20 protein-coding genes and 1 pseudogene are annotated in these 24,206 nt (G+C 66.2%); 6 read left to right on the top strand and 15 right to left on the bottom strand.

Annotated elements, in window-relative coordinates; genetic code table 11:
* Positions 1-24: 24 nt before the first annotated feature.
* Both AB2M62_RS07600 and AB2M62_RS07595 read right to left on the bottom strand, forming a co-directional pair.
* Entirely contained in the window at positions 25-1,827 is a 1,803-nt protein-coding gene (locus tag AB2M62_RS07600; RefSeq protein WP_404339039.1) for an acyl-CoA dehydrogenase C-terminal domain-containing protein, read from the bottom strand.
* 9 nt (positions 1,828-1,836) lie between these two features.
* Entirely contained in the window at positions 1,837-2,262 is a 426-nt protein-coding gene (locus AB2M62_RS07595) for a MerR family DNA-binding transcriptional regulator (protein ID WP_404339037.1), read from the bottom strand.
* A 112-nt stretch (positions 2,263-2,374) separates the two neighbouring features.
* Between AB2M62_RS07595 and AB2M62_RS07590 the strand changes: the two genes are divergently transcribed.
* A complete protein-coding gene (locus AB2M62_RS07590; RefSeq protein WP_404339035.1) occupies positions 2,375-4,147 on the top strand; it encodes a cation:proton antiporter in 1,773 nt (590 codons plus the stop codon).
* An 11-nt stretch (positions 4,148-4,158) separates the two neighbouring features.
* On the top strand, positions 4,159-4,671 hold the full coding sequence (locus tag AB2M62_RS07585; RefSeq protein ID WP_404339033.1) for a hypothetical protein: 513 nt from the start codon (positions 4,159-4,161) through the stop codon (positions 4,669-4,671).
* Between the two features lie 18 nt (positions 4,672-4,689).
* Here the strand turns inward: AB2M62_RS07585 and alaS are convergent, their stop codons facing one another.
* The 4 genes from alaS to AB2M62_RS07565 all read right to left on the bottom strand — a co-directional run bounded on the left by alaS (position 4,690) and on the right by AB2M62_RS07565 (position 10,317).
* Positions 4,690-7,341 carry an alanine--tRNA ligase gene (gene alaS, locus AB2M62_RS07580; RefSeq protein ID WP_404339031.1) on the bottom strand — a complete coding sequence of 884 codons (2,652 nt, stop codon included), beginning with the start codon at positions 7,339-7,341 and terminating at the stop codon, positions 4,690-4,692.
* Between the two features lie 71 nt (positions 7,342-7,412).
* On the bottom strand, positions 7,413-8,135 hold the full coding sequence (locus AB2M62_RS07575) for a hypothetical protein (RefSeq protein WP_404339029.1): 723 nt from the start codon (positions 8,133-8,135) through the stop codon (positions 7,413-7,415).
* A 56-nt stretch (positions 8,136-8,191) separates the two neighbouring features.
* Positions 8,192-9,070 carry a diacylglycerol/lipid kinase family protein gene (locus tag AB2M62_RS07570; protein ID WP_404339026.1) on the bottom strand — a complete coding sequence of 293 codons (879 nt, stop codon included), beginning with the start codon at positions 9,068-9,070 and terminating at the stop codon, positions 8,192-8,194.
* Positions 9,067-10,317, bottom strand: coding sequence for a M24 family metallopeptidase (locus tag AB2M62_RS07565; protein WP_404339024.1), 1,251 nt, complete (start codon positions 10,315-10,317; stop codon positions 9,067-9,069). The genes AB2M62_RS07570 and AB2M62_RS07565 overlap by 4 nt, the downstream gene beginning before the upstream one ends.
* 95 nt (positions 10,318-10,412) lie before the next feature.
* On the opposite strand from AB2M62_RS07565, the gene AB2M62_RS07560 reads away from it, so the two are divergent.
* Positions 10,413-11,738, top strand: coding sequence for a dicarboxylate/amino acid:cation symporter (locus tag AB2M62_RS07560; protein ID WP_404339022.1), 1,326 nt, complete (start codon positions 10,413-10,415; stop codon positions 11,736-11,738).
* A gap of 112 nt (positions 11,739-11,850) precedes the next feature.
* On the opposite strand, the gene AB2M62_RS07555 is transcribed toward AB2M62_RS07560, so the two are convergent.
* The 4 genes from AB2M62_RS07555 to recA all read right to left on the bottom strand — a co-directional run bounded on the left by AB2M62_RS07555 (position 11,851) and on the right by recA (position 15,520).
* Positions 11,851-12,267, bottom strand: a complete 417-nt coding sequence (locus tag AB2M62_RS07555; RefSeq protein WP_404339020.1) for a hypothetical protein — start codon at positions 12,265-12,267, stop codon at positions 11,851-11,853.
* Positions 12,260-12,886 carry a glutathione S-transferase family protein gene (locus AB2M62_RS07550; protein ID WP_404339018.1) on the bottom strand — a complete coding sequence of 209 codons (627 nt, stop codon included), beginning with the start codon at positions 12,884-12,886 and terminating at the stop codon, positions 12,260-12,262. The genes AB2M62_RS07555 and AB2M62_RS07550 overlap by 8 nt, the downstream gene beginning before the upstream one ends.
* Positions 12,887-12,935: 49 nt before the next feature.
* Positions 12,936-14,321, bottom strand: coding sequence for an RNB domain-containing ribonuclease (locus AB2M62_RS07545; RefSeq protein WP_404339016.1), 1,386 nt, complete (start codon positions 14,319-14,321; stop codon positions 12,936-12,938).
* 128 nt (positions 14,322-14,449) lie between these two features.
* Positions 14,450-15,520: a recombinase RecA gene (gene recA, locus AB2M62_RS07540; protein WP_404339014.1), complete on the bottom strand. Its 1,071-nt coding sequence runs from the start codon at positions 15,518-15,520 to the stop codon at positions 14,450-14,452.
* Between the two features lie 184 nt (positions 15,521-15,704).
* Between recA and AB2M62_RS07535 the strand changes: the two genes are divergently transcribed.
* The 3 genes from AB2M62_RS07535 (at position 15,705) to AB2M62_RS07525 (ending at position 17,824) form a co-directional block, all read left to right on the top strand.
* Entirely contained in the window at positions 15,705-16,217 is a 513-nt protein-coding gene (locus AB2M62_RS07535; protein ID WP_404339012.1) for a DNA-3-methyladenine glycosylase I, read from the top strand.
* Positions 16,218-16,277: 60 nt separating this feature from the next.
* The gene (locus AB2M62_RS07530) at positions 16,278-16,988 is read left to right on the top strand and encodes an MOSC domain-containing protein (RefSeq protein WP_404339010.1); all 711 of its coding nucleotides are present in this window, start codon (positions 16,278-16,280) and stop codon (positions 16,986-16,988) included.
* 119 nt (positions 16,989-17,107) lie between these two features.
* Entirely contained in the window at positions 17,108-17,824 is a 717-nt protein-coding gene (locus tag AB2M62_RS07525) for a DUF6683 family protein (protein WP_404339008.1), read from the top strand.
* Between the two features lie 53 nt (positions 17,825-17,877).
* On the opposite strand, the gene AB2M62_RS07520 is transcribed toward AB2M62_RS07525, so the two are convergent.
* From AB2M62_RS07520 to smpB, 5 genes and pseudogenes are all read right to left on the bottom strand, one after another.
* Positions 17,878-18,243: a response regulator gene (locus AB2M62_RS07520; protein ID WP_404339006.1), complete on the bottom strand. Its 366-nt coding sequence runs from the start codon at positions 18,241-18,243 to the stop codon at positions 17,878-17,880.
* 40 nt (positions 18,244-18,283) lie between these two features.
* On the bottom strand, positions 18,284-20,671 hold the full coding sequence (locus AB2M62_RS07515; RefSeq protein ID WP_404339004.1) for a response regulator: 2,388 nt from the start codon (positions 20,669-20,671) through the stop codon (positions 18,284-18,286).
* An 89-nt stretch (positions 20,672-20,760) separates the two neighbouring features.
* A pseudogene (locus tag AB2M62_RS07510) lies at positions 20,761-22,844 on the bottom strand (M13 family metallopeptidase).
* Positions 22,845-22,936: 92 nt separating this feature from the next.
* Complete coding sequence (locus AB2M62_RS07505; protein WP_404339002.1) at positions 22,937-23,488, bottom strand: DUF2062 domain-containing protein; 552 nt, start codon at positions 23,486-23,488, stop codon at positions 22,937-22,939.
* Positions 23,481-23,963 (bottom strand): SsrA-binding protein SmpB, encoded by a 483-nt coding sequence (smpB, locus tag AB2M62_RS07500; protein ID WP_404339000.1) that lies wholly within the window; start codon positions 23,961-23,963, stop codon positions 23,481-23,483. Before smpB ends, AB2M62_RS07505 begins: the two co-directional genes overlap by 8 nt.
* Positions 23,964-24,206 lie beyond the last annotated feature (243 nt).

Raw genomic sequence — 24,206 nt, 5'->3', positions numbered from 1 at the left:
GGATGCTGGCTTTGGCTGCCCCTTTTAGGCGGCGCGGAACAGTTCGGGATCGAGCGCCATCACGGCTTCGCTGCCGGCTTCGATCTTGCGGCGCAGTCCGCTGGCTTCGGGGAGGAAGCGTTCGGCGTAGAAGCGGGCGGTGACCAGCTTGGCTTCGTAGAACTTGGCATTGTCCGAACCCTCGGCCAGCTTCGCTACCGCGGCCTTGGCCATGCGCAGCCACATCAGGCCGAGCGCGACCGTCCCGGTGAGTTGCATATACGGATAGGCGCCGGCGCCGACATCGTTGGGGTTTTTGAAGCCGTTCTGGGCGAGCCACATCGTCGCGCCCTGGAGGTGGCCAAGCGCCTTTTCGAGGCCCTCCGCCAGCGCGGCGAGCTTTTCATTACCCTTGGCGGCGGCGGCTTCCTCGGCGACCAGCTTGAAGAACGCCTGGACCGCGCGGCCGCCGTTCATGGCGAGCTTGCGGCCGACCAGATCCATCGCCTGCACGCCATTGGTGCCTTCGTAGATCATCGAGATGCGGGCATCGCGGACATATTGCTCCATGCCCCATTCGGCGATGTAGCCATGGCCGCCATAGACCTGCTGGCTGTCGGTCGCGACCTTGTAGCCGATATCGGTGCCGACGCCCTTGATGACCGGGGTGAGCAGGCCGATCAGATCGGCGGCGAGCTGGCGCTCCTCTTCGCTCTGCGCGGCGTGCTCCAGATCGACCTGAAGCGCGCCCCATAGGCATAGCGCGCGCAGACCCTCGGTCTGCGCCTTCGCTTCCATCAGCATGCGGCGGACGTCGGGGTGAACGAACAGCGTGTCGGCCTTTTCCGACGGATCGGCTGGGCCGGTGAGCGCGCGGCCCTGGCGGCGGTCCTCGGCATATTGGACGGCGTTCTGGAACGCGGTTTCGCCGACGGCCAGACCCTGAAGGCCGACGCCGAGGCGCGCGGCATTCATCATGATGAACATCGCGGCAAGGCCCTTCATCTCCTCGCCAACCAGCCAGCCCTTGGCGCCGTCATAATTCATCACGCAGGTCGAATTGCCGTGAATGCCCATCTTGTGCTCGATCGAGCCGCACGACACCGCGTTGCGATCGCCGATCGAGCCGTCTTCGTTGACGAAGAACTTGGGCACGACGAACAGCGAGATGCCCTTGCTGCTTTCGGGCGCACCGGGAGTCTTGGCGAGGACGAGATGGATGATGTTGCTCGTCAGGTCATGCTCGCCCGACGAGATGAAGATCTTGGTGCCGGTGATGTCGAACGAGCCGTCGCCATTGGGCTCGGCGCGCGTGCGGATCAGGCCGAGATCGGTGCCGCATTGCGGCTCGGTGAGGTTCATCGTGCCGCCCCACTCGCCCGAGACCATCTTGGGCACATACATCGCCTTTTGCGCGTCCGAACCCTTGACCAGCAGCGCGGCGATCGCGCCATGGGTGAGGCCGGGATACATGGCGAAGGCCATGTTGGCGGAGATCATATATTCCTGGAACGCGGTCGAGACGACGTGCGGCATCTCCTGCCCGCCGAACGCCGCCGGCGCGCTCAGCGTGCCCCAGCCGCTCTCGACAAACTGGGCATAGGCTTCCTTGAACCCCGGCGGCGTGGTGACGCTGCCGTCGTCGTGGCGCGTGCAGCCATGCTGATCACCGACCTGATTGAGCGGGAACAGCACTTCGGCGACGAACTGGCCGCCCTGCTCCAGCACGGCCTCGACCGTGTCGGGCGTGGCATTTTCGAAGCCGGGGAGATTGGCGTAGCGATCGAGCCCGATCACCGCATCGAGGAGAAAGCGCGTATCGCGCACCGGCGGGGTATATTGCGGCATTTCAGTTCCTCAGTGGCTGTCGCTGCTTTGGAGCAGGTCGACGAATTGTTGGAGCTCTTCGATATGCGCATCGATGTCGCGCTTCTGGTTTTCGAGCAGGTCGATGCGAAGGCGGCAACGTTCGAGCGTTACCTGGCGCTGCACCTTGCGGCCGTCGCCAATGTCGTAGAGATCGATCATCTCCTTGATCTCGCCGAGGCTGAAGCCGACGCGCTTGCCGCGCAGGATCCAGGCAAGCCGCGCACGATCGCGGTGCGAATAGATGCGCACGGTGCCGCGGCGCTCGGGCGAGATCAGCCCCTCGTCCTCATAAAAGCGCAGCGCGCGCGGCGTCACCGCGAACTCGGCGCAGAGATCGGAGATCGAGAAGGCGTCGCGATCGGGGCGCGGCTCGATCGGCGCGAGCGCTTCGACGGGGTGGGCAAAGGCATTCATGGCAGGAGAAATACTTTCCCTTTACGTGAACGTCAACCTGGCAACGCAATGTTTGAAGGGTTTTCGGGATAAGGCGATGACATCGGGCGCCGGAGCCGCCTAGGATGGCGACATGATCGCGTTGAGCAATAACGGTTTCAGTGATGCGCTGGTGATCCTGGGCGCGGCCGGACTGGTGATCCCGGCTTTCGCCCGCTTCCGGATCAGCCCGGTGATCGGGTTCATTCTGGTCGGTGCGCTGTTCGGCCCTGCCGGGCTCGGCTCGCTGGTCGCTGAAAATCCCTGGCTGTTCTACGTCACGATTTCCGATCCGCACGCGATCGAGCCGTTCGCCGAATTCGGCATCATCCTGCTGCTGTTCTCGATCGGGCTGGAGCTTTCGTTCAGACGGCTATGGGCGATGCGCACCTTAGTTTTCGGGGTCGGCGCGGCGGAGTTGTTCGGCGCCGGGGCGATCCTGGCAGGGGCATTGTACCTGACCGGGCTGAGCACTGGCGGGGCGATCGGATTGGGCCTGGCATTGGCGCTGTCGTCCACCGCCCTGGTGCTGCCGATCGCCGGGACGACAAGCGCCGTGGGCCGCGCCTCCTTCGCAATGCTGCTATTCGAGGATCTGGCGCTGGTCCCGATCATCTTCCTGCTCGGCGCGCTCGCCCCCTCCGCCGGCGCGGACGGGATGAACAAGCTGCTGATGACGCTGGGAATCGGCGCGATCACCGTGGCGATCCTGTTCGTCGGCGGGCGCGCGGTCCTGCCGCGACTGTTCGCCCAGGCGGCGCGGACCAAGAGCCCCGAGCTGTTCCTGGCGGCGAGCCTGCTGGTGGTGATCGTCGCGAGCCTGGCAACCAGCGCCGCGGGGCTTTCGCCGATCGTCGGCGCGCTGATCGCCGGGCTGCTGATCGCCGAGACCGAATATCACGGCGAAGTCGAGGCGATCACCGCGCCGTTCAAGGGGCTGGCGCTCGGCGTATTCCTGATCACCGTGGGCATGCAACTCGAGCTCGACATGTTCCTTGGCCATTGGACCGGGCTGTTCGGCGCGATCGTGCTCGTGATGGGCGTCAAGATCGCGGTGACTACCGGGTTGCTCAAGCTATCCGGCGCGCGGACGGGAACTGCAGCCGAGACCGGGGTGCTGATGGCAAGCCCTTCGGAGACGACGCTGATCGTGCTCGGCGTGGCGGGCGCGGCGGGGCTGATCCAGCCCGCGACCGCGGCATTCTGGACGACGGTGACTGCGATTGGGCTGACCCTGACGCCGATCCTCGCCAAGCTGGGCCAGCTCGCGTCGCGGGCGATCGAGCGCCAGGAGGCGCGCGAGCAGCCCGACGCCGAGATCGACGCCGCCGGCCCCGGCACAGTGGTGATCGGCTTTGGCCGGGTCGGGCGGACGATCGCCGACATGCTGCGGCGGCACGATCAGCCCTATGTCGGCATCGACGCCGATATCGACAATGTGAAGGCGGCGCGGCGTGACGGCTATACCGTGCTGTTCGGCGACGTGACGCGCTCCGAACTGGTCGACCAGTTGAAGCTAGGCCATGCCAAGGCGCTGGTGCTGACGATGGACGATCCGGTGCTGACGGTGCGGCTGGCGCGTCGTGTGCGCAGCTGGGTACCCGGCATCCCCATCATTGCCCGCGCGCGAGACGCAGCGCATGCCGCCGAGCTCTACAAGGCCGGCGCCAGCGAAGCGGTTCCCGAAACGCTGGAGAGCTCGCTGCAGCTTTCCGAGGCGGTTCTCGTCGATCTCGGCATCGGCGTGGGACCGGTGATCGCCTCGATCCACGAGAAGCGCGACGAGATGCGCAAATCGATCCGCGACGCCGCCGGGATCGAGCGCGAACCGCGCCTGCGCCTTACCCGCAAGAACGACGCCGCCTGACTTTCGGAGACATGACGATGATCCTGACGCTGCTTCTGACGCTGGCCGCTGGACAGGCGAGCGACGACGTGCTGGCCCCGGCGCGCCAGGGAATGCTCCGCTGCACGACACCCGACCAGACGCACAAGACGTGCGCAACGCTGACCCGCTACACGGTGCATCCCGATGGCGGATTCGACGCCGAAGTGACCGGCATGGCGTCACGCCCGGCGCAGATCAGCATCCGCTATACGATGCCAGGGACCGTGGAGAACGGCGCGCTGTGCTTCGTCCATAGCGGCGGCGCGCTGAGCGGCGCGAGCTTCACCAAGCCGGGTGCCAAACTGGCACCGTCGCTGCAGGAAACGCTGCGCGCGCAGGTGAGCGCCGGCATGGCCTCGCTCAGCGGCAAGAAGCGGTGCTATCGCGACCGTATCGTGAACGGGAGCCTGGTGAGCGCGACGACGCTAGACGGGGTGGCGCACCCAGAGCTCGACCGCCCCGTCCTCTGGGTGCGCGCCGAAGACGGATACAAGGTCCAATAAGCCCCGGCTCGAACGCGCTCAGGCCGGTGCGGTCTGGCTTTCCAGCGCGGCACGGATTGCGGCGATGGCCTCGGCGCCCTTGTCGCCATCGGGGCCGCCGCCCTGGGCCATGTCGGGGCGGCCGCCGCCGCCCTGCCCGCCCAGCGCCGCGACCGCGAGCTTGACGAGATCGACGGCGCTGAACGGCAGGCCTTCGCTGACGCCGACCGCGACCGAGGCGCGGCCGTCATTGACTGCGACCAGCGCGACGACGCCCGCGCCGATGCGGGCCTTGGCGTCGTCGACGGCGCCGCGCAGCGCTTTGGCTTCGAGGCCGTCGATCACCTGGCCGACGAAATTGACGCCAGCGACCTGCTCGGGGCCGGACGGTGCCGCGGCACCGCCACCGCCGAGTGCTAGCGCCTTCTTCGCCTCGGCAAGTTCGCGTTCCAGCCGGCGGCGGTCTTCGACCAGCGCGAGCACGCGACCGGGGACTTCGTCGGGCGAGGATTTGAGCGCCGCAGCGGCCTCGCGGAGCCGTTCGTCGCGCGCGACCAGCCAGAGGCGCGCGGCTTCGCCCGTCAGCGCCTCAATGCGGCGGATGCCGGAGGACACCGCGCTTTCGGAAACGATCTTGAAGATCGCGATATCGCCCGTGGCCGTGACGTGCGTCCCGCCGCACAGCTCGACCGAGTAATGCGCGTCGTCGCCCTTACCCATCGAGAGCACGCGGACCTCGTCGCCGTATTTTTCGCCGAACAGCGCCATCGCGCCGGCGGCGATCGCATCCTCGGGCGTCATCAGCCGTGTGCCGACGCTTTCGTTATGGCGGATCTGCGCATTAACGTCAGCCTCGACATCGGCGATCTCCTGCGCGGTGAGCGCGGAAGGGTGCGAGAAATCGAAACGCAGGCGATCGGGCGCGACGAGGCTCCCCTTCTGCGTGACATGCCCGCCGAGGCGCTTGCGCAGCGCCGCGTGGAGCAGATGCGTTGCGGAGTGGTTGGCGCGGATCGCATCGCGCCGCGCGCCATCGACCGAAAGCTTGACCGTGTCGCCGACCGCGACTTCGCCGGTTTCGATCGTGGCATTGTGCGCGTGGAGGCGGCCGAGCGGCTTTGCGGTGTCGTCCACCACTGCGCGGAGCTTGTCGTTGGTGATCGTCCCGGCATCGCCCATCTGGCCACCGGATTCGCCGTAGAAGGGCGTCTGGTTGGTCAGAATGGTCACCGTATCACCCGCCTGGGCGGTCTCGACCCGGGCACCGTCCTTGACCAGCGCGACGACTTGGGCCTCGCCCTCGGTGCCGTTATAGCCGATGAACTCAGTGCCGCCGAGCTCGTCGGCAATGTCATACCACAGCTCGTCCGAGGCCTTGTCGCCCGAGCCCTTCCACGCAGCCCGCGCCGCGCGCTTCTGCTCGGCCATCGCCGTCTCGAAACCGGCGCGATCGACAGTGATCGCCTTCGCGCGCAAGGCATCTTCGGTCAGATCATAGGGGAAGCCGAACGTGTCGTAGAGCTTGAACGCCGTCTCGCCGGGGAGCGTGGCGCCCTCGCCCATGCCGAGCGTTGCCTCGTCGAGCAGCCGCAGGCCGTTGGCGAGCGTCTGGCGGAAGCGGGTCTCTTCCTGGAGCAAGGTCGCTTCGATCAGCGGCTGGGCGCGGACGAGCTCGGGGAATGCAGCGCCCATCTCGGCGACCAGCGACGGGACCATCCGATGCATCAATGGATTCTGCGCACCGAGCAGCTGCGCGTGGCGCATGGCGCGGCGCATGATCCGGCGAAGGACGTACCCCCGCCCCTCCGCGGCCGGCAGCACGCCGTCGGCGATCAGGAAGCCGGAGGCACGCAAATGGTCGGCGATCACGCGGTGGCTCGCCTGATTCGCACCCGTGGTCACCGAGCCGGTAAGCGCGCCCGACTCGGCAATCAGCGCCTTGAACGTGTCGGTGTCATAATTGTCATGGACGCCCTGGAGCACCGCGGCGACGCGCTCGAGCCCCATGCCGGTGTCGATCGAGGGCTTGGGCAGGTCGCCGACGATGACATCGGCTTCCTGCACGAACTGCATGAAGACGAGGTTCCAGATCTCGACGAAGCGGTCGCCGTCTTCCTCGGGCGAGCCGGGAGGGCCGCCATAGATATGATCGCCATGATCGTAGAAGATTTCCGAGCACGGCCCGCACGGACCGTCCGCGCCCATCACCCAGAAATTGTCCTTGGTGGCGATGCGGATGATCCGCTCTTCCGGCAGCCCGGCGATCTTCTTCCACAGATCGAACGCCTGGTCGTCGGTGTGATAGACGGTGACGGTCAGCTTGTCGGCCGGGATGCCCCACACCTTGGTCAGCAGGGTCCAGGCGTGGGTTATCGCCTGCTCCTTGAAATAATCGCCGAACGAGAAATTGCCGAGCATCTCGAAGAAGGTGTGGTGGCGCGCAGTGTAGCCGACATTGTCGAGATCATTGTGCTTGCCGCCGGCGCGGACGCACTTCTGCGACGAGGTCGCGGTCGAATAGGGCCGCGTTTCCAGCCCGGTGAACACGTTCTTGAACGGCACCATGCCCGCATTGACGAACATGAGCGTGGGATCGTTTTGCGGCACGAGCGGCGCCGACGGCACGCGGGCATGCCCCTGGCTCTCGAAATAGTCGAGGAACGAACGGCGGATATCGTTGGTAGACGTCATGGGTGCCGACTTAGGGGCGCAAAGCGCTTCGCTCAAGCAAAACGCTTCGATTCGCTTGCAGCTTTAATGTCTCAAAGCGCGTCGCACTGCTTCTTAAGCGCCGCCGCGCTCTGATCCGTCCAGCGATCGGTGGCGAGCTGACCGAAGACGCGGATCTGCGAGACCTGATATTTGCCCGGCGCCGCGCGATAGAGCAGCAGAAAGCCGCACGAGCGCGCGCCGTCGAACGGCGCATAGGCATAGGCACCCGGATGCGCCGCGCCGTCCACATTGTTGACCCAGACCAGCGGGCGGAAGTTGCGGACCTGGTCCTTGGTGCGGCTGCGATAATCGTCGATCGTCGCGACGGCGTCGGCACGGGACAGTTCGAGCAGCGGCTCGAAGCCCGCCATGGCGGCCGCAACGTCGTTGCGATCCATTGCCGCCAGATGGCGCTCGGCGAAGATCAGCGCATCGGACTTGTCGGCGTCGCTCGGCTTCCAGTCGGCGGCAACCGCCTTGTAGGGGTCGGTGGCGGGATCGAAGCAGGTGAAGGCCTGATCGTAAAAGGCGTATCGATTCTCGGTCTTGCCCGAGGTCAGCGTGAGCGTGTTCATCTTGTTGTTGAAACGGCCCCAGCGCGTCTTGAGCTTGCCGCAATGCGCATTGCCCTTGGCGATCATCGCGGCAAGCACTGCGTCATATTGAGTCTCGGGAAAATTCTCTGCGTGAAGCTTGCCGCCACCGGGTTTGGGCGCGAGCGTGATCGGTGGCAGCGCTCCCGCCTGGAATGCGAGCAATGCAGCAAGAAGCATATTCCCCCCTCAGAGAATCGATATGGCGGCGACGATAGGCAGGCAATGCCCGCGGGTCACGCCTGGTTTGCGATCACCGTGAGCGCGCGCGGATCGATGGCGAACTCGAGCGGTGCGGTGAGTGCATGGACTTCACCGTCGAGCGCGATATGGACGTCGTCGCTCGGGCCGCTGACGCACAGTTCGGCCACATCGCCGATCGCAGCGAAATCGTTCGAGGGATCGGCGCGGCCGATCAGTGCGCGCAGGGCAAAGCCGAGCAGCGCCAGCCGGCGGCGCGAGGCAACGGCATAGACCGAAAGCACACCGTCATCGAGCGCCTCGCGCTGGCCGAGCTTGCCGGCATCGAGCGAATAGCGATTGTTGCCGACAAACAGCATCGGCGTGACGATCTGCTGCTCCTGCCCCGGCATCCGCAAATGCAGCCGGCGATGGCGCATCCGCTTGATCGCGGCGAAGGCAGCCGGCAGCGCGGCGAGCTTCTTGGGGAGCGCCAGGCCGTCCCGCTCCTCCACCATGTCGGGGTAAAGGCCGATCGAGGCATTGTTGACGAAGACATGGCCGTTGACTCGGGCGAGATCGATGGCGCGGCGCGGCGCTTCGGCGATCAGCTTCGCCGCGCCGGGAACGTCGAGCGGGATGCCGAGTTCGCGGGCAAGATGGTTGCGCGTGCCGAGCGGCAGGATGCCGAGCGCCGACCCCGCCTTGGCGAGCGTGCCCGCGGCGCTGCCGAGCGTGCCGTCGCCGCCGCCGAGCACGACGATCTCCGCGCCCGCCGCCTTGTCGACCGCGGCCTGCATCCCCTTGCCCTCGACAAGCTGCAGATCGATCGCAAGCCCGGCTTCGGCGAACGCCTTTTGCAGTTCGCCCTCGAGCTTGTCGCCGCGCGAGGCGGCGGTGCCGCCGCTGGCATTGACGATGACTGGAATGCTCATGCGACGGGGCGATCGATCGAGCGCGGCGGGGTGCTGAACCATTTGGGCCCGCTCTCGGTCATGTGGAAGCAATCCTCGAGCCGGACGCCGAAGCTGCCCGGGATATAGATGCCGGGTTCGTTGGAGAAGCACATCCCCGCGGCGAGCCGGGTCGCCTCGCCGCGGACGAGATTGACCGGCTCGTGCCCGTCGAGGCCGATGCCATGCCCGGTGCGATGCGACAGGCCGGGAAGCTTGTAGTCCGGGCCATAGCCGAGCGAGGCGTAATAGGCGCGCACGGCATCGTCGACAGATCCAGCAGGCGCGCCGAGCCTGGCCGCCTCGAACGCGACCTGCTGGCCGTGTGCGACGACATCCCAGACCTTGCGCTGCTCTGTCGAAGGCGTGCCATAGACGAAGGTGCGCGAAACATCGGACTGATAGCCCTGGACCGCGCAGCCGCAGTCCATGAGCACGATGCGCCCTTCGGCAACCGGCGATGGGGTCTTGGTGCCGTGCGGATAGGCGGCGCCCTCGCCCACCAGCACCATCGAAAATTCGGGATCGCCGCCCAGCTTGCGAGTTGCCGCATCCATCAGCGCAGAGACGTCGCGCTGGCTCATGCCCTTTTCGACGCGCGGATGCAGCCAGCGATAGGCGGCGATCGTCACGTCGGTGGCGAGCTGCATCAGCGCGATCTCGGCCGGCGTCTTGATCATCCGGCAACCGCGGACCACCGCATTGGCCGAGACGACCTTCATCCCCGCCTTTCGCAGCCCGTCGACAGCGAAGAAGCGCACGGTTTCCTCTATCCCGACCGGAAGATGGGCGAGCTTGCGATCCCGCAGGAAGCCGGCGATCAGCTTCAACGGATCTTCGTCCTCCTGCCAGACGCGGACCTGCGCAGGGATCGCCAATGTTTCGCGGGTCCTCGGCTCTTCGAAGAACGGCGTGACGATGCAGGGATCGCCCTCGATCGGTAGCACCGCGGCAGTGAGCCGCTCACTGCGCCCCCAGCGGATGCCGGTAAAATAGACCAGCGAGGCGCCGGGCTCGATCAGCACCGCGCCAATGCCGTTGGCCTTCATCAGCGCCTGGGCCCGGGCGATTCGCCCCTGGCGCTCCGCCACGGTGATCGGCTGGGCGCCGGTGGTGAGATCGCGCAGTGCCGAGAGATCGGGCTCGGCGGCGCGGACCACCGAGGAGAGGCCGAGCAACGGCAGCGCAGTGGCGGCGCCGAGCAGGTGCCGGCGGGTGAGATTGGGCATCGGATTCTCCGGCTCGACAGGATAGAGCCGCGATACGGTTCTTGACCCGGCGGCGACAATCCCCTTCGCTGCCGCCGGCATATTAGGGGTAGTTTGTGGGCAAGCGACTAACGTGGTGGATTATCGGCGGGCTGGTGCTGGGCCTGCTGCTCGGCTGGGGGCTCAACGCCGCTTATGACGATGGCGGCGCCGGAACGGCAAAGCTCAAGGATATCGCCTGGGGGCTCGACATCCCTACTCAGATGTTCCTCCACCTCATAAAGATGATCATCGCGCCGCTGGTGGTGTCGACGCTGGTCGTCGGCATCGCGCATATGGGCGGCGGCGGCGCGATCGGCCGCGTGGGGCTGAAGGCGTTCGGCTGGTTCGTCTGCGCCAGCCTGGTATCGCTGACGCTCGGCCTGATCCTGGTCAACCTGCTCCACCCGGGCACCGGGCTGAACCTGCCGCTGCCCGATGTCGCGGCGGCAAGCGGGGTCGATCGCACCGGCTTCGACGCGGCGAAGTTCTTCACCCATATCGTGCCGACCTCCGCCATCGAGGCGATGGCGACCAACGACATCCTGCAGCTGGTGATCTTCTCGCTGTTCTTCGGCGTCGGTCTTGCCGCCGTGGGCGAGAAAGGTGCGCCGCTGGTGCGCGGGCTCGAGGCGCTCGTCGCGGTGATGCTGACGGTGACGGGATACGTCATGCTGTTCGCGCCGATCGCGGTGTTCTGCGCCGTCGCCAAGGCGCTGGCGCTGCAGGGGCTCGGCGTGGTCGGCGACCTCGCTTACTTCATGGCGACCTTCTATATCGGGCTGATCGTGCTGTGGGCAGTATTGCTCGGGGCCTGCTTCCTGATCGTCGGCCGCCGCACCGGCACGCTGATCCGCTATCTGCGCGATCCGATCCTGCTCGGCTTCTCCACCGCCTCGTCCGAAGCCGCCTATCCGCGCACGCTGGAAGCACTCGACCGGTTCGGGGTGCCGCCGCGGATCGCCAGCTTCGTGCTGCCGCTGGGCTATTCGTTCAACCTCGACGGCTCGATGATGTACATGACGTTCGCGTCGATCTTCATCGCCCAGGCCTATGGCATCCATCTCGACTGGGGCACGATGATCCAGATGCTGCTGATCCTGATGATCACCAGCAAGGGCATCGCCGGCGTGCCACGCGCCAGCCTGGTGGTGATCACGGGTACGCTGTCGCACTTCAACATCCCCGAGGCGGGCATCCTGCTGATCCTCGCGGTCGATCATTTCCTCGACATGGGGCGGACGGCGACCAACGTCATCGGCAACGCGGTGGCGGCAACGGTGGTGGCGCGCTGGGAGGGGCAGCTCGATACGCCCGAAGCGGTGGAGCCAGTGGTGGCGATGCCGCACGGGACGGCGTTGGCCGACGACAGCTTCACCGAATACGGTACGCCGCGAAACTGATCTCTAGCGCGGGCGCCGCAAAATGTGGCGCCACAGACTTCCGCCCGACGATCGCGCCCGCCCCGGCACGGCGACGCGACGCGGGCTGATGCCGATCAGACACCCGATCTCGCTATCCTTGATCTCCGGGCGTTCGCGACGCAGATCGGCGATGGTGTCGACGAGCGCGGGCGAACGCGGATCGAGATGAATGCAGGGGTGCCCGTGATCGCGGCCCACCTCCAGCACGCGCATAGGTCAGGAAGTCCTCGGGCCAGCGCCGGTCGGCCTGGATGGCATCCACCTCGGTCGGCGACAGGCGCTTCAGGAAATGTTCGTCATAGATCCGCTCTTCCTGCGCGATCATCCAATGCTGGCCGCACGCCGAGCAGCGCGCCAGGTGCAGCCACCATTGCGCGCCGCCATGATCGCAGAGCGATTCGATCGTGGCGAGGACGCGCTCGTCGAAGCCCGCGCCCCCCATGGGTACCACCGCGAGATCGGGCAGCGATGCGCAGAGGCAGCTGCCCAGTCCTTCGGCTTCAGGCATAGGCATAAGGCCCGCCGGCTTTGAGCGCGGCCTGATAGGCCGAGCGGGCATGGACCTTGGCAAGCCAGGCGGCGATATGCGGGCGACCCTCGGTCGCGGCGGCGCGGGCGACCGCGGCCTCAAGCGGGAAGCTCATCATCACATCGGCGCCGGTGAATTCCTTGCCGGCGAACCAGTCGCGCCCGGCAAGCTCGCCTTCGACATAATCGAGATGGACGTCGACCATCGGTTGGAACTTCTTTTGTGCGACCTTGCCGAGCAGCGGCACGCGGCTGAGCACCAGCTTGGTGAACAAGGGCGGCATCAGCGAGCCCTCGGCATAATGGAGGAAGTGGCGGTAGCGCAGCGCATCGTCGCGATGCGCCGGGGCGCCGAGGCGGCCATCGGCCCTCTCGACCAGATATTCGACGATCGCGCCGGTCTCGGCGATCACGCGCCCCTCGTCCTCGATCACCGGCGATTTGCCGAGCGGATGGATGCGGCGCAGCTCGGGCGGAGCGAGCATCGTCGTCTTGTTTCGCTGATAGCGCTTGACCGTATAGGGCAGCCCGAGCTCCTCGAGCATCCAGAGGATACGCTGCGAGCGCGAATTCTCCAGATGGTGGACGGTGATCGTCATGCTGTCTCTCCGTTGCGGAAATGGTCTGGGTCAGAGCGCGGCGTGCGGCTCATTCGGCGCGCTCAAATTGCAGGGTGCGGCGCGTCGGATCGGCTTGGAGGAGCCGCACGCGGATCGTAGCGCCGGGCACGACGCCCGCGGCATCCACTCGCGTAACGACGGGGACGTCGCGAAGCTGGATGCGCGCGCCGCGCGGGTCGATATCGGTGACGATCGCGGCGAAAACCTCACCTTCGCGGCCGTGCAGCATCACGGCTTCGGCAAGGTCGATCACGGCACGATCGATCTGCCCGGCCAGCGCATCGGCACGCGCCATCGTCTTGGGGAGCCGGGCAAAGGCGTCTTCCACCACCGCTGGGACCGGCTTGCCATTGGCAACGGCGAGCGCGGCGCGGACGACATGTCGATCGGCGAGACGGCGCAGCGGCGCGGTCGCATGCGCGTAACTCGCGGCCACTGCCGCGTGCCAGGGGATCACACCCTGCTGCCACGGCGCATAGCTGGCGCCCTGCCCGGCGCGGCGGATGGCCAGCATCAGCGCCGCCTGGCCGGGGTCGGCCGGATCGAGCCCCGGTTCGAAACCTGCAAGGGGCTGTTCCTCGGGCCAGGCAATGCCGAAGGCGCGCGCCGTATTGCGCAGCCGGGCGACGGCCGCCGCGTCGGGCTCGGCCATCACGCGGAACAGCCCGGTTCGGTGCGCGAGAAGCGCCTGCGCCACGGCGAGATTAGTGGCGAGTGATAGCGCCGCGTTGCGATCTTCGGATTGGTGACGCACGCGGAAGTCCAGCGCGAGACGGCCATCTGCACGTTCGGCGACTTCCTGCTCGGGCGGATCGACGCGCGCTGCACCGCGCTTCGTCTCGGCAGCAGCGACTCGCCGGGCAAGTTCGCGAAATTGAGGCGGGAGATCGGCGTCGCTTACGCTCTCATAGCCGAGCTTCGCGCGGCTGCGGATCAGCGCGCGCTCGACGCCGTCGAGGACCACCGCCCCATCGGGCGCGACGCGAACCGTGAAGACCACCGCCGGCCGCGGCCCCGCAGGCAACAGGCTGGCAGCGCCTTCGCTCAGGATGGGCGGATAGAGCCCCGCCTTGCCATCGGGCAGATAGAGCGTGGTCCCCCGCTTCCACGCCTCGACATCGAGCAGGTCGCCATCCTCGACGAACCAGGCGACGTCGGCGATCGCGTAGAATAGCAGCAGGTCGCTGCCGCTGCTCTCGATTGCAAAAGCCTGGTCGAGGTCGGTCGAGCGCGCCGGATCGAGTGTCACGAAGGCGCGATCGGTGCGATCGACATGCGCGGTCGGGGCGCGCTTGGCCGCAGCTTCGGCGGCCGCAAGGACGGCCGGCGGGAACGAGGTCGGCACCTGGAACTGGCTGCGGATCGCCGCCAGGCCTTGCGCGAGCTTGTTTCCGGGATCGCCGATCGCCTTCATCGCCATCTGCTATAAGGCCCGCTGCCAAACGCGAAAGCCCCGGCGCGAGGCGGTGCGCCGGGGCTTCCAAGAGGGCGGATGCCCGCGACCGCCGCCGATGCGCGTTCGCACCTCGGCGCGGCCGAAAATCAGATGTCGTCTTCCGGATCCGGGCCGGCCATCAGGCCTTCGGCGACCTGATCGGTGCGCGCGCGGATCGCCTTTTCGAGGCGGTCGCGCAGCTCGGCATTCTCCTTGAGGAAGGTCTTGGCGTTCTCGCGGCCCTGGCCGATGCGGACGCTGTCATAGCTGAACCATGCGCCCGATTTCTCGACCAGCCCGGCCTTGACCCCGATATCGAGGATCTCGCCGATCTTCGAGATGCCTTCGCCATACATGATGTCGAATTCGACCTGCTTGAACGGCGGCGCCACCTTGTTCTTGACGACCTTCACGCGAGTGGAGTTGCCGATGATCTCGTCGCGATCCTTGATCTGCCCGGTGCGGCGGATGTCCAGACGGACCGAAGCGTAGAACTTCAGCGCGTTGCCCCCGGTCGTGGTCTCGGGATTGCCGTACATCACGCCGATCTTCATGCGCAGCTGGTTGATGAAGATCACCATGCAGCGCGAGCGGCTGATCGAGCCAGTGAGCTTGCGCAGCGACTGAGACATCAGCCGCGCCTGGAGGCCAACATGGCTGTCGCCCATCTCGCCTTCGATTTCGGCGCGCGGCACCAGCGCAGCGACCGAATCGACGACCAGCACGTCGATCGCATTCGAGCGGACCAGCGTGTCGACGATCTCGAGCGCCTGCTCGCCGGTGTCGGGCTGCGAGACGATCAGCTCGTCGATATTGACGCCCAGCTTCTTGGCATAGACCGGATCGAGCGCATGCTCGGCGTCGACGAATGCAGCGACGCCGCCATTCTTCTGCGCCTCGGCGATGACGTGGAGCGCAAGCGTGGTCTTGCCCGAACTTTCGGGACCATAGACTTCGATGACGCGGCCACGTGGCAGCCCGCCGACGCCGAGCGCGATGTCGAGCCCGAGCGACCCGGTGGGGATCGTCTCGACCTGCATCGTCTCTTTCGAGCCGAGCTTCATCGCGCTGCCCTTGCCAAAGGCACGGTCGATCTGCGCGAGGGCGGCGTCGAGCGCCTTCTGCTTGTCTGCGGAAACTGCCATGTTGCCTTCGATCACCTTGAGAGAAGCGGCCATTTGTAGTCCCCGTCGCTAGAAGCTTTGCACGCGCCATTCAACGCAATGTTCGCTTCGTACACATAATGTTCTTATGGAACAAGAGGGGAACTTTCCTTTTTTGTTCTTCCTCGCTAGCGAGGTCGCAAAGGAGATGCACGTGCGTGATGCCATACGGTGCGGCTGGGCTTCTGGGGATCCCGAAATGGCAGCCTATCACGACCACGAATGGGGCGTGCCGGTGCACAATTCGCGGCGGCTGTGGGAAATGCTGATGCTGGAAGGATTCCAGGCAGGCTTGTCCTGGGCGATCATCCTCAAGCGGCGCGCTACGTTTCGGGCGGCGTTCGCGGAGTGGGATCCGGCAAAGGTGGCCGCATTCGGGGCGGACGACATCGAACGACTGATGGCTGATCCCGGCATCATCCGCGCCCGATCGAAGATCGAGGCGACGATCGGCAATGCGAAAATCTACCTTGCGATGCAGGCCGCGGACGAAGACTTCGCCGAATGGGCATGGCGCCTGGCGGGCGGGGCGCCGCGGCGTGGCGATGGTCTCCATGTGCCCGCGAAGACCGCGGAGTCCGAGACGATCTCCAAGGCGCTCAAGGCGCGCGGATTCAAGTTCGTCGGGCCGGTGATCGTCTATGCCTGGATGCAAGCCGTGGGAATGGTCAACGACCATGCGCAAGAGTGCTTCCGGCGCGACGCGGTGTGATTGGCGCGTTTCCCGCGCGCCCTAGTTGCCCCGCTCCCGCAGAGACACTAGCGACCGGGCATGATCGTCGGCCATGTCGCGCAGCTCAATCGCTATCCCGTCAAATCGATGGCAGGGGAGCAACTGGGCGTCGCCGAAGTCGACTGGCAAGGCATCGAGGGCGACCGGCAATATGCCTTTGTGCGCAGCGCCAACGGGACGCGCTTTCCCTGGCTGACCGCGCGCGAAGTGCCGGCGATGGTGCTCCACACCGCCCGCTTTGCCGATCCCGCCAAGCCCAAGACCAGCACAGTGCTGGTCGAAACGCCCGATGGCGCGACGCTGTCGCTCCACGATCCGCTGCTGCGCGGGCATCTTGAAGCCGCGGCGGGCGAGCCCACGGCGCTGATCCAGAGCGCGCGCGGCATTTACGATGCGATGCCGATTTCGGTGCAGACCAGCGGCGGGCACGCGCGGGTCGAAGAACTGCATGGCAGCGCGCTCGACCGCCGGCGCTTTCGCGCGAACATCCTGATCGAGAGCGAGCTTCCGGCGAGTGCATGGCAGGGGCAGCGGCTCGCGTTCGGCAATGCCGAAGACGGTGCGCTCCTGCAGATGGCCGACCCGATCCCACGCTGCGTGCTGATCACGATCGATCCCGAGACTGGCGCCAAGGAGCCGCGGGTGCTGCGGACGATCGCGCAGCAATTCGGCAACGCCTATGGTCTTTACGGCACGGCGGCGCGGCCCGGGTTGATCCGGCTGGGCGACGCGGTGCGCGTGGTCGATTGATCGCCCGCCGCGTCGCTTGCGGCGAACCGCGCATGCGCCGCGCCGGATCGTGAGGGCGTCCCGCTCGACCCGCCTGCCCCGCTACGCTAGCCAGGATCCGGCTCGAACGGAGTGCGGTAATGCAGAAAATGGCATTGGCATGCGGCGCGGCCGCCCTGTTCTTCCTCGCTCCCGGAACGGCGTCGGCACAATATCAGATGGTCAGCCCGATGCTCTACAATGGGCCGCAGATCAGCTTTCGCGACCATGTGAACAAGTCCGGCCCGGTACCCGCGGCACCCCGTCGTTCCGCCGATACGACCGCTGACGCGGCGACGCTTCGCTATCGTCCGGACCCGGCACGACGGCGCAAGAACCTCGCACAGTTCGTCGCGAAAGTGCACGCGGTCGATGCGCAGGGCGCAACCAATCTTTCGGAGCTGTTCGCCAGGGGCGATGTCCTCGAGCAGATGCAGACCGAACTAAGACCGTTCGGGCTGCGTATCGACGATGTCGCCGATGCCTATGCGACCTATTGGATCTCGGCCTATCAGGCGAGTCGCGGCGATAGCAGCACGCCCGGCAAGGCACTCGTCGGCGCGGTGCGGAGACAGGCCGGCGCGGCGTTGGCCGCGACATCCGCCTTCGCGCGCGCCGACGACGCCGCCAAGCAGGAAATGGCGGAGGCCTTGTGGGTCCAGGCCGCGCTGCTCAATTCGGCAATGAACGGATCGAAGGGCAACCAGGAGCAGAGGGGGCTGGTCGCGAAGGCGGCGACGCAAGGCGCGCGCGGCATGGGGCTCGACCTCGTCAGCATGACGCTCACCGAGAAAGGCTTCGTTCCGTTCGACAAGTGAAATTGAGCGCACGGCCAGCGCCGCTACGCCAGCAAGATCAACGCGTTCGCCGGTTAACCCGCGCGCTGGGCAAGTCCGTCGAGCGCCTTCTCGACACCGTCCATCGTGAACGGCTTGGAGAGGATCGGGCTGTCGCGATAGGGCTCGGCAATCATGTCACCTGCCCCGCCGGTGGCGAGGATGAAGGGGATGCCCTTCTCGCGCAGCCTGGCGGCGATCGGCCAGCTCTGCTCGCCGGCGCGAAGATTGACGTCGAGGATCGCGGCATCGACGCCGTCCCCCTCGAGCTGCGCCAGCGCGGCAGCGACATTGTCGGCGGTGCCGGCAACCTCGCGGTCCAGCGCGTCGAGGAAATCCTCGAGCATCATCGAAATCAGCGGCTCATCTTCGACGATGAGGATACGGCGCAGTGCAGGCATTGCGCGGACCCATCGCAGCAAATCGCCGCAACGCCAAGCCTTATTTGGTTGGCAGCGCTTCGCGCGTTGCTTCGGCAAGTTGTTGAACCGAAAAAGGTTTGGGCAGGAATGCGACATTGTCGAGATCGATCGACTTGCGCAGTTGCTCCTCGGCATAGCCAGACATGAACAGAATTGGCAGATCAGGATAACGGGCGCGGACCTTGCGAGCCATGGTCGGGCCATCCATGATCGGCATCACCACGTCGGAAACGAGCAGGTCGGGGCGCTCGATCGTGTCGAGCAATTCCAGCGCGGCCTCGCCGTTTTCGGCCGTGACGACGGTATAGCCCTGGCGGGTGAGTGCGCGCTCGGCGATCGCGCGAACCATGTCCTCGTCCTCGACTACGAGCACGGTACCGCTTCCCCAGAGATCGGCGGGCTTTGCCTTGGTGACGGTGGTCTTGGCCACGGTAGCCTCGGCGGCCGCGTGGACCGGGAGATAGATGGTGAACTCCGCGCCGCCGCCGGGAAGATTGTCGGCGAAAATGAAACCGCCCGACTGCTTGATGATGCCGTAGACAGTCGAGAGGCCGAGGCCGGTCCCCTTCCCCACTTCCTTGGTCGTGAAGAACGGCTCCCAGATCTTGCCGAGGATATCGGGTGGTATCCCGGTGCCGGTGTCGGCGATACGCAGCGACGTATAATCGCCGACCGGAAGAACGTCTTCGTCCATGCGCCGAACTGCGGACGCAGGCACGGATTGCGTCTCGATCGTCACGGTGCCGCCGCCATGCGGATTGGCCGAGAGCATCGCATCGCGCGCGTTGACCGCGAGATTGACCACAACCTGCTCGAGCTGGCCTGGATCGGCACGGACCGGGCCAAGGTTGCGGCCATGCTTGACCTCGAGGCGGACGGTCTCGCCGAGCAGGCGCTTCAGCAGGTTCGAGACTTCGGAAATGACGTCGGGAAGCTGGAGCACCTGCGGACGTAGCGTTTGCTGCCGCGAAAAGGCGAGCAATTGGCGCGTCAGCGAGGCGGCGCGATTGGAATTGGCCCGGATCTGCTGGATGTCGTCATAGTCGCTGTCACCGGGCGAATGGCGCATCAGCATCAGGTCGCAATGGCCGATGATGGCGGTGAGGATGTTGTTGAAATCATGCGCGACGCCGCCGGCAAGCTGGCCGACCGCCTGCATCTTGGTTGCCTGGGCGATCTGGCGCTTGAGCTTGGTTTCCTCCCCAGAATCCTTGAGGCTGAGCAGCACCGCGGCATCGCCGAGACCGCGCGTGCCGGTTATCGCGATCGACACCGGTTCCTCGGGCAAGTCGCTCAGGCGCACCGTGGTCTCCGCCGATTGCGACGCGCCGCCGGCAAAGCGGCGGACGGCATCGGCGAGCACCGCCTTGTCTTCGCGAACGACCAGATCACCTGGATAGAGCGGCGGCGCGGCGGTGTTGATCCGCGCGGCGCGGATGAAGGCTTCGTTCATATGAACGAACCGTCCGTCTCGATCGACCAGCGCCATCGCAAGCGGCAGCATCGCAATCAGCGAGCGGACATGCGCCGAGGCGTTGGGGCCGCCGGCAGGTCCAGGCAGAAGCACCGCTTCCTCGTCGAGCAGCGCCACGAGCATCGGCGCGTCCTCGCCATCGAGGAATGGGATTTGGAGGACACGAAGCGGGTTGCCCCCGAGGCCCTCGCGCTCGAAGCGGACGAGGCCGGCGGAATCGCTGATCAGGAAGCGGGCGAAGTCGCGGCCCTCCACCGCAGCTTCGGCGCTGCCCATTGCGCGGGCGCGAAAGACGCGGTTGGCCGAGCGGACGCGGCCCTCTGGCGTGACCATGACCACCATGATCCCGGCGGCGGCAAGCCGATCGCCGGTGCCACTGTCGATCAGCCCTTCGACCTGGGCGGCGAGATCCAGCGCCTGGACGCCGATGAAGCGCCAGACCAGCGACTCGTCCCCCGCGCGGCAGACGCGTGCGCTCACCGGCGCGCCATGGACATGGATGTCGTCGAGCCGGGCTTCACCGTCGCGCCACGCGGTGCGCGCGACCGTGCCAAGCGCGCTGACTAGCGGTTCGGCGATGGGGAGATTGGGCGGTGTCGGCCAGCCGGCGAACATCGCTTCATAGCGGGCATTGGCGCAGATCAGCCGGCCGGCGCGATCAGTGACGGCGACGGCATCTTCGGCAGCGGTGGCGAGCGCGTGCGCGACCGACCAGTCGATATGAGCCTCCGCCGCATCGGGCGCGCGCAACAGACGGCGGACGCCGAGCAAAACCGCTCCAGCGATCAGCCCTGCCCCGGCGAAGCCGACGGCGATAGCGGGATCGTGGAGCGCGTACAGTGCCAGCGCCGCCGCGGCGAGGCCGGCGAGCAAAGCGGCAGCCAGGGGAACGAAGCTGCGGCGCGGCGTAGCGATGGGGGGCAAGGTCGCCATGCCGCTACCGATGTTCGGTAAGCCGCTGGCGGTCAAGCATTCTGGGCCCAAATCCTCCCCGAGCGGGGCCCGGGGAGGAGTGGACAGGCTTACCAGATGCGGACGCGCTGCTCAGGCGTAAGGAACAGCCGCGAGCCCGGAGTGGGCGCGAAGGCGCCGTACCAGGGATCGAGGTTGCGGACGACCCAGGCGCGCTGTTCGGAGGGCGAGTGCGGATCGGTGAGCAGGCGCTGGCGCAGATTGGCCTCGCGATAATTGCGCCGCCACACTTGGGCCCAGCCGAAATAGAAGCGCTGATCGCCGGTGGTGCCGTCGATCATCGGCGCCGGGGTGCCGGCGAGCGACTTCTGATAGGCGTCATATGCCACGGTCAGGCCGGCGAGATCGGCGGTGTTCTCGCCCAGCGTCAGCTTGCCCTGGACATGCATGCCGGGAAGCGGCTCATATTTGTCATATTGCGCCGCCAGCGCATCGGTCCGCGCCTTGAACGCCGTCACGTCCGCCGGCGTCCACCAGTCGGTGAGGCGGCCATGCATGTCGTATTTGGCGCCCTGATCGTCGAAATGATGGCTGAGTTCATGGCCGATGACAGCGCCGATACCGCCATAATTGATCGCGGGGTCGGCGAGCGGATCGAAGAACGGCGGCTGGAGGATCGCGGCCGGGAAGACGATCTCGACCATGCCGGGATTGGCATAGGCGTTCACTTCCATCGGCGTCATGCCCCATTCCCAGCGCTGGAGCGGCTTGCCGAGATGGCTGACATTCTCTTCATGCGCCCAGTTGTTGGCGCGCACATTGTTGCCAAAGGCATCGCCGGCAACGATCTGGAGGTTGGAATAATCCTTCCAGCGATCGGGATAGCCGATTTTGGGCGTGAAGGCGGCGAGCTTCTGGTGCGCTTTCACCTTGGTCTCGGGCGCCATCCAGTCGAGCTTGTCGATCCGCTGATCCATCGCGGCGATGATGTTCTTCACCAGGGTGTCCGCCGCGGCCTTGGTTTCGGGGGGAAGTACTTCGCGACATAGACCTGGCTGACATCATCCGAGATCGCGCCGGTGGTGAAGTCGACTGCGCGCTTCCAGCGGGCTTCCTGCTCGGGCGTGCCCGACAGTACGGTGCCGTAGAAGGCGAAATTCTCCTTATCGAAGCGCGACGGCAGCACATCGGCGAAATTGTCGAGGCTGCGCACGAGGAGTTGGTCCTTGAGCACGTCGACCGGGGTGGCGCGGACCAGCGCCGCGATGCCGGTGATCGCGCTGGGCTGGGCGACGATCACCGTGTCGACCGGCGCGCCGATGCCGGCGAAATAGGTCTTGAAGTCGAAGCCCGGCGCCTTCCGTTCCAGCGCAGCAACGGTCATCTTGTTATAGGTCTTGTTGGCGTCACGGCTCTCGACCCGGGTCCAATGGGCGGCCGCAATCTTGGTTTCGAGCGCGACGATTGCCTTGGCGCGCGCTGCGGCATTGGGTTCGCCGGCGAGGGTCAGGACGTTGGTGAGGTGCTTCTCATATGCCGCCTTGGTCTCGGCGAGCTTGGCGTCCTTGGAGAGGTAATAGTCGCGATCGGGCATGCCCAAGCCGCCCTGGCCGAGGCTCAGCGCGTAGACTTCGGGGTTCTTGTCGTCCTGCCCGACATAGGAGCCGAACAGCCCGCGCACGCCGTTGCGGTCCGCCTCGGCATAGAGCGCGGGCAGGCCGGCCTTGGTCGTGCCCTTGATCTTGTTCAGCCAGGGCTGGATCGGCGCAAGGCCCTTGGCGTCGATCGCCGCAGTATCGAGATAGGTCGCATAGGCAACGCCGATCTTAGAGTTCGCATCGCCCTTGGCGGCTTCCAGGATGTCATGCGTGCGCTGGCGCGAGAGATCGTCGAGCACCGAGAACATGCCGAAGTTCGATTTGTCCGCCGGGATCGGCGTCGACTTGGCCCAGGTGCCGTTGGCATAGCCGTAGAAATCGTCGCCCGGCGCGATCGTGCGGTCCATGCCGGCCGCGTCGAAACCATAATCGCCGATCTGCGGCTTGCGTGCCGATTCGGGGGCGACCGGGCCGACTGCCGCCTGGGCTACGGTGGCGGTCTGCGCGGCTTCGGCGGCGGGCGGCGTGTCATGGGCACAGCCCGCAAGAAGCGCGGGCGCGGCAAGGAAGGTGGTGGCAAGCAACGGAAGACGCATGACAAAGCCCTCGGACAGGAGAAAGGCGCTGTCTTAGGCCGATGGTACGCGGCGTCAATTGGCCGATGGAAAGCCCCGGCTGAACGCAGTGTCTAGGCGGCGCGGGCGGAGCGCTTCTTCCACTTGCGCACGATCCACAGCCGCCACCCCAGTGCCGCGATCGCATAGCCGAGGACGCCGCCCAGCACCGCGCAGATCGCCATGCCGACCGCGGTGGGCAGGCCGACATCGGCGGCGAGCCAGTGGAGCCAGCCGCCACCAGCCCCCGCCGTGCTGGCGACGACCGCGGGAGCTCCGCCAAGGCTCAGCACCCAGCCGCCGACCTTGTAATAGAGCAGCAGAAGCAACGGTGTGGTCAGTGGGTTGGTGAAGAAGGTCGTCAGCGCCGCAGCGGGCACGTTCGCGCGCAGCGGCAGCGCGAGCACCGCCGATGCCGGGATCTGACCCATCGGGATCAGGATGCCGGTGAACATGCCGAGCGCGACGCCGCGCGGGACCGAACGCCGCGTCATCCGCCACAGCGACGAGTGCAGGATGCGGTGCGCGATCGGCTTGAGCCAGCGGTTGGATTCGAAACTCTCGCGCGTGGGCAGGTTGCGCTGGACCCAGGCGTGGAAGCGCGGACCGATGCCGCGCTCAACCACGGTCGCGCAGGATCCGGCCTTGCTCGCGCTTCCAGTCGCGTTCCTTGATCGACTCGCGCTTGTCATGCGTCTTCTTGCCCTTCGCCAGCGCCAGCTCGACCTTCGCGCGCCCTCTTCCATTAAAATAGATGGAAAGCGGCACCAGCGTCATGCCTTCGCGGGCAACGGCGCCGTGGAGCTTGTTTATCTCGCGCTCGTGAAGGAGCAATTTACGCGGGCGTTTGGGCTCGTGGTTGAAGCGGTTGCCATGGCTGAATTCGGGAATGTTGGCGTTGACCAGCCAGACGCCGTTTTCCTTCACTTCGGCATAGGCCTCGGCGATCGAGCCCTCGCCGAAGCGCAGCGACTTCACTTCGGTGCCGGTCAGCGCCAGCCCCGCCTCATAGACCGTCTCGATGAAATATTCGAACCGCGCGCGCCGGTTCTCGGCGACGGTCTTCACTTTCTCGAAGGTAGCGGGGCGAGGACGGGCCATGGGAGGTGGGCATGTAGGGTCGCAAGCGGGGAAACGCCAGCGGCTTGTTCGCCATGCTTCTCACCGGCCTCCGCAACAGCGCGGCGCAAGCGCAATTTGGAACAAACATTGAACGCGCGAGCGGAAGCATTACCTGTGGTGGACGGTTTTCGCTCTTTGGTATCGTCGAAGATTCTGCAGGCGCGGCGCGGTGAGGCGCCGGTGTGGCGTTGGAGACGCGCCGGTGAGGCGCAGGAGACGCGT

The sequence above is a fragment of the Sphingomonas sp. MMS12-HWE2-04 genome, from assembly GCF_044881185.1.
Lineage (GTDB): Bacteria > Pseudomonadota > Alphaproteobacteria > Sphingomonadales > Sphingomonadaceae > Sphingomonas.
This window is presented reverse-complemented; position numbering and strand designations above follow the sequence as displayed.

Bases quoted from the DNA above. Each gene is read 5' to 3' on its own strand.
- AB2M62_RS07520 (WP_404339006.1), bottom strand. From the start codon at position 18,243: ATGCCTGCACTGCGCCGTATCCTCATCGTCGAAGATGAGCCGCTGATT.
- alaS (WP_404339031.1), bottom strand. From the start codon at position 7,341: ATGACGTCTACCAACGATATCCGCCGTTCGTTCCTCGACTATTTCGAG.
- recA (WP_404339014.1), bottom strand. From the start codon at position 15,520: ATGGCCGCTTCTCTCAAGGTGATCGAAGGCAACATGGCAGTTTCCGCA.
- AB2M62_RS07555 (WP_404339020.1), bottom strand. From the start codon at position 12,267: ATGCCTGAAGCCGAAGGACTGGGCAGCTGCCTCTGCGCATCGCTGCCC.
- AB2M62_RS07595 (WP_404339037.1), bottom strand. From the start codon at position 2,262: ATGAATGCCTTTGCCCACCCCGTCGAAGCGCTCGCGCCGATCGAGCCG.
- AB2M62_RS07550 (WP_404339018.1), bottom strand. From the start codon at position 12,886: ATGACGATCACCGTCCACCATCTGGAGAATTCGCGCTCGCAGCGTATC.
- AB2M62_RS07530 (WP_404339010.1), top strand. From the start codon at position 16,278: ATGATCGTCGGCCATGTCGCGCAGCTCAATCGCTATCCCGTCAAATCG.
- AB2M62_RS07535 (WP_404339012.1), top strand. From the start codon at position 15,705: ATGGCAGCCTATCACGACCACGAATGGGGCGTGCCGGTGCACAATTCG.
- AB2M62_RS07515 (WP_404339004.1), bottom strand. From the start codon at position 20,671: ATGGCGACCTTGCCCCCCATCGCTACGCCGCGCCGCAGCTTCGTTCCC.
- AB2M62_RS07590 (WP_404339035.1), top strand. From the start codon at position 2,375: ATGATCGCGTTGAGCAATAACGGTTTCAGTGATGCGCTGGTGATCCTG.
- AB2M62_RS07525 (WP_404339008.1), top strand. From the start codon at position 17,108: ATGCAGAAAATGGCATTGGCATGCGGCGCGGCCGCCCTGTTCTTCCTC.
- AB2M62_RS07600 (WP_404339039.1), bottom strand. From the start codon at position 1,827: ATGCCGCAATATACCCCGCCGGTGCGCGATACGCGCTTTCTCCTCGAT.
- AB2M62_RS07570 (WP_404339026.1), bottom strand. From the start codon at position 9,070: ATGAGCATTCCAGTCATCGTCAATGCCAGCGGCGGCACCGCCGCCTCG.
- AB2M62_RS07585 (WP_404339033.1), top strand. From the start codon at position 4,159: ATGACGATGATCCTGACGCTGCTTCTGACGCTGGCCGCTGGACAGGCG.
- AB2M62_RS07565 (WP_404339024.1), bottom strand. From the start codon at position 10,317: ATGCCCAATCTCACCCGCCGGCACCTGCTCGGCGCCGCCACTGCGCTG.
- AB2M62_RS07545 (WP_404339016.1), bottom strand. From the start codon at position 14,321: ATGAAGGCGATCGGCGATCCCGGAAACAAGCTCGCGCAAGGCCTGGCG.
- AB2M62_RS07575 (WP_404339029.1), bottom strand. From the start codon at position 8,135: ATGCTTCTTGCTGCATTGCTCGCATTCCAGGCGGGAGCGCTGCCACCG.
- smpB (WP_404339000.1), bottom strand. From the start codon at position 23,963: ATGGCCCGTCCTCGCCCCGCTACCTTCGAGAAAGTGAAGACCGTCGCC.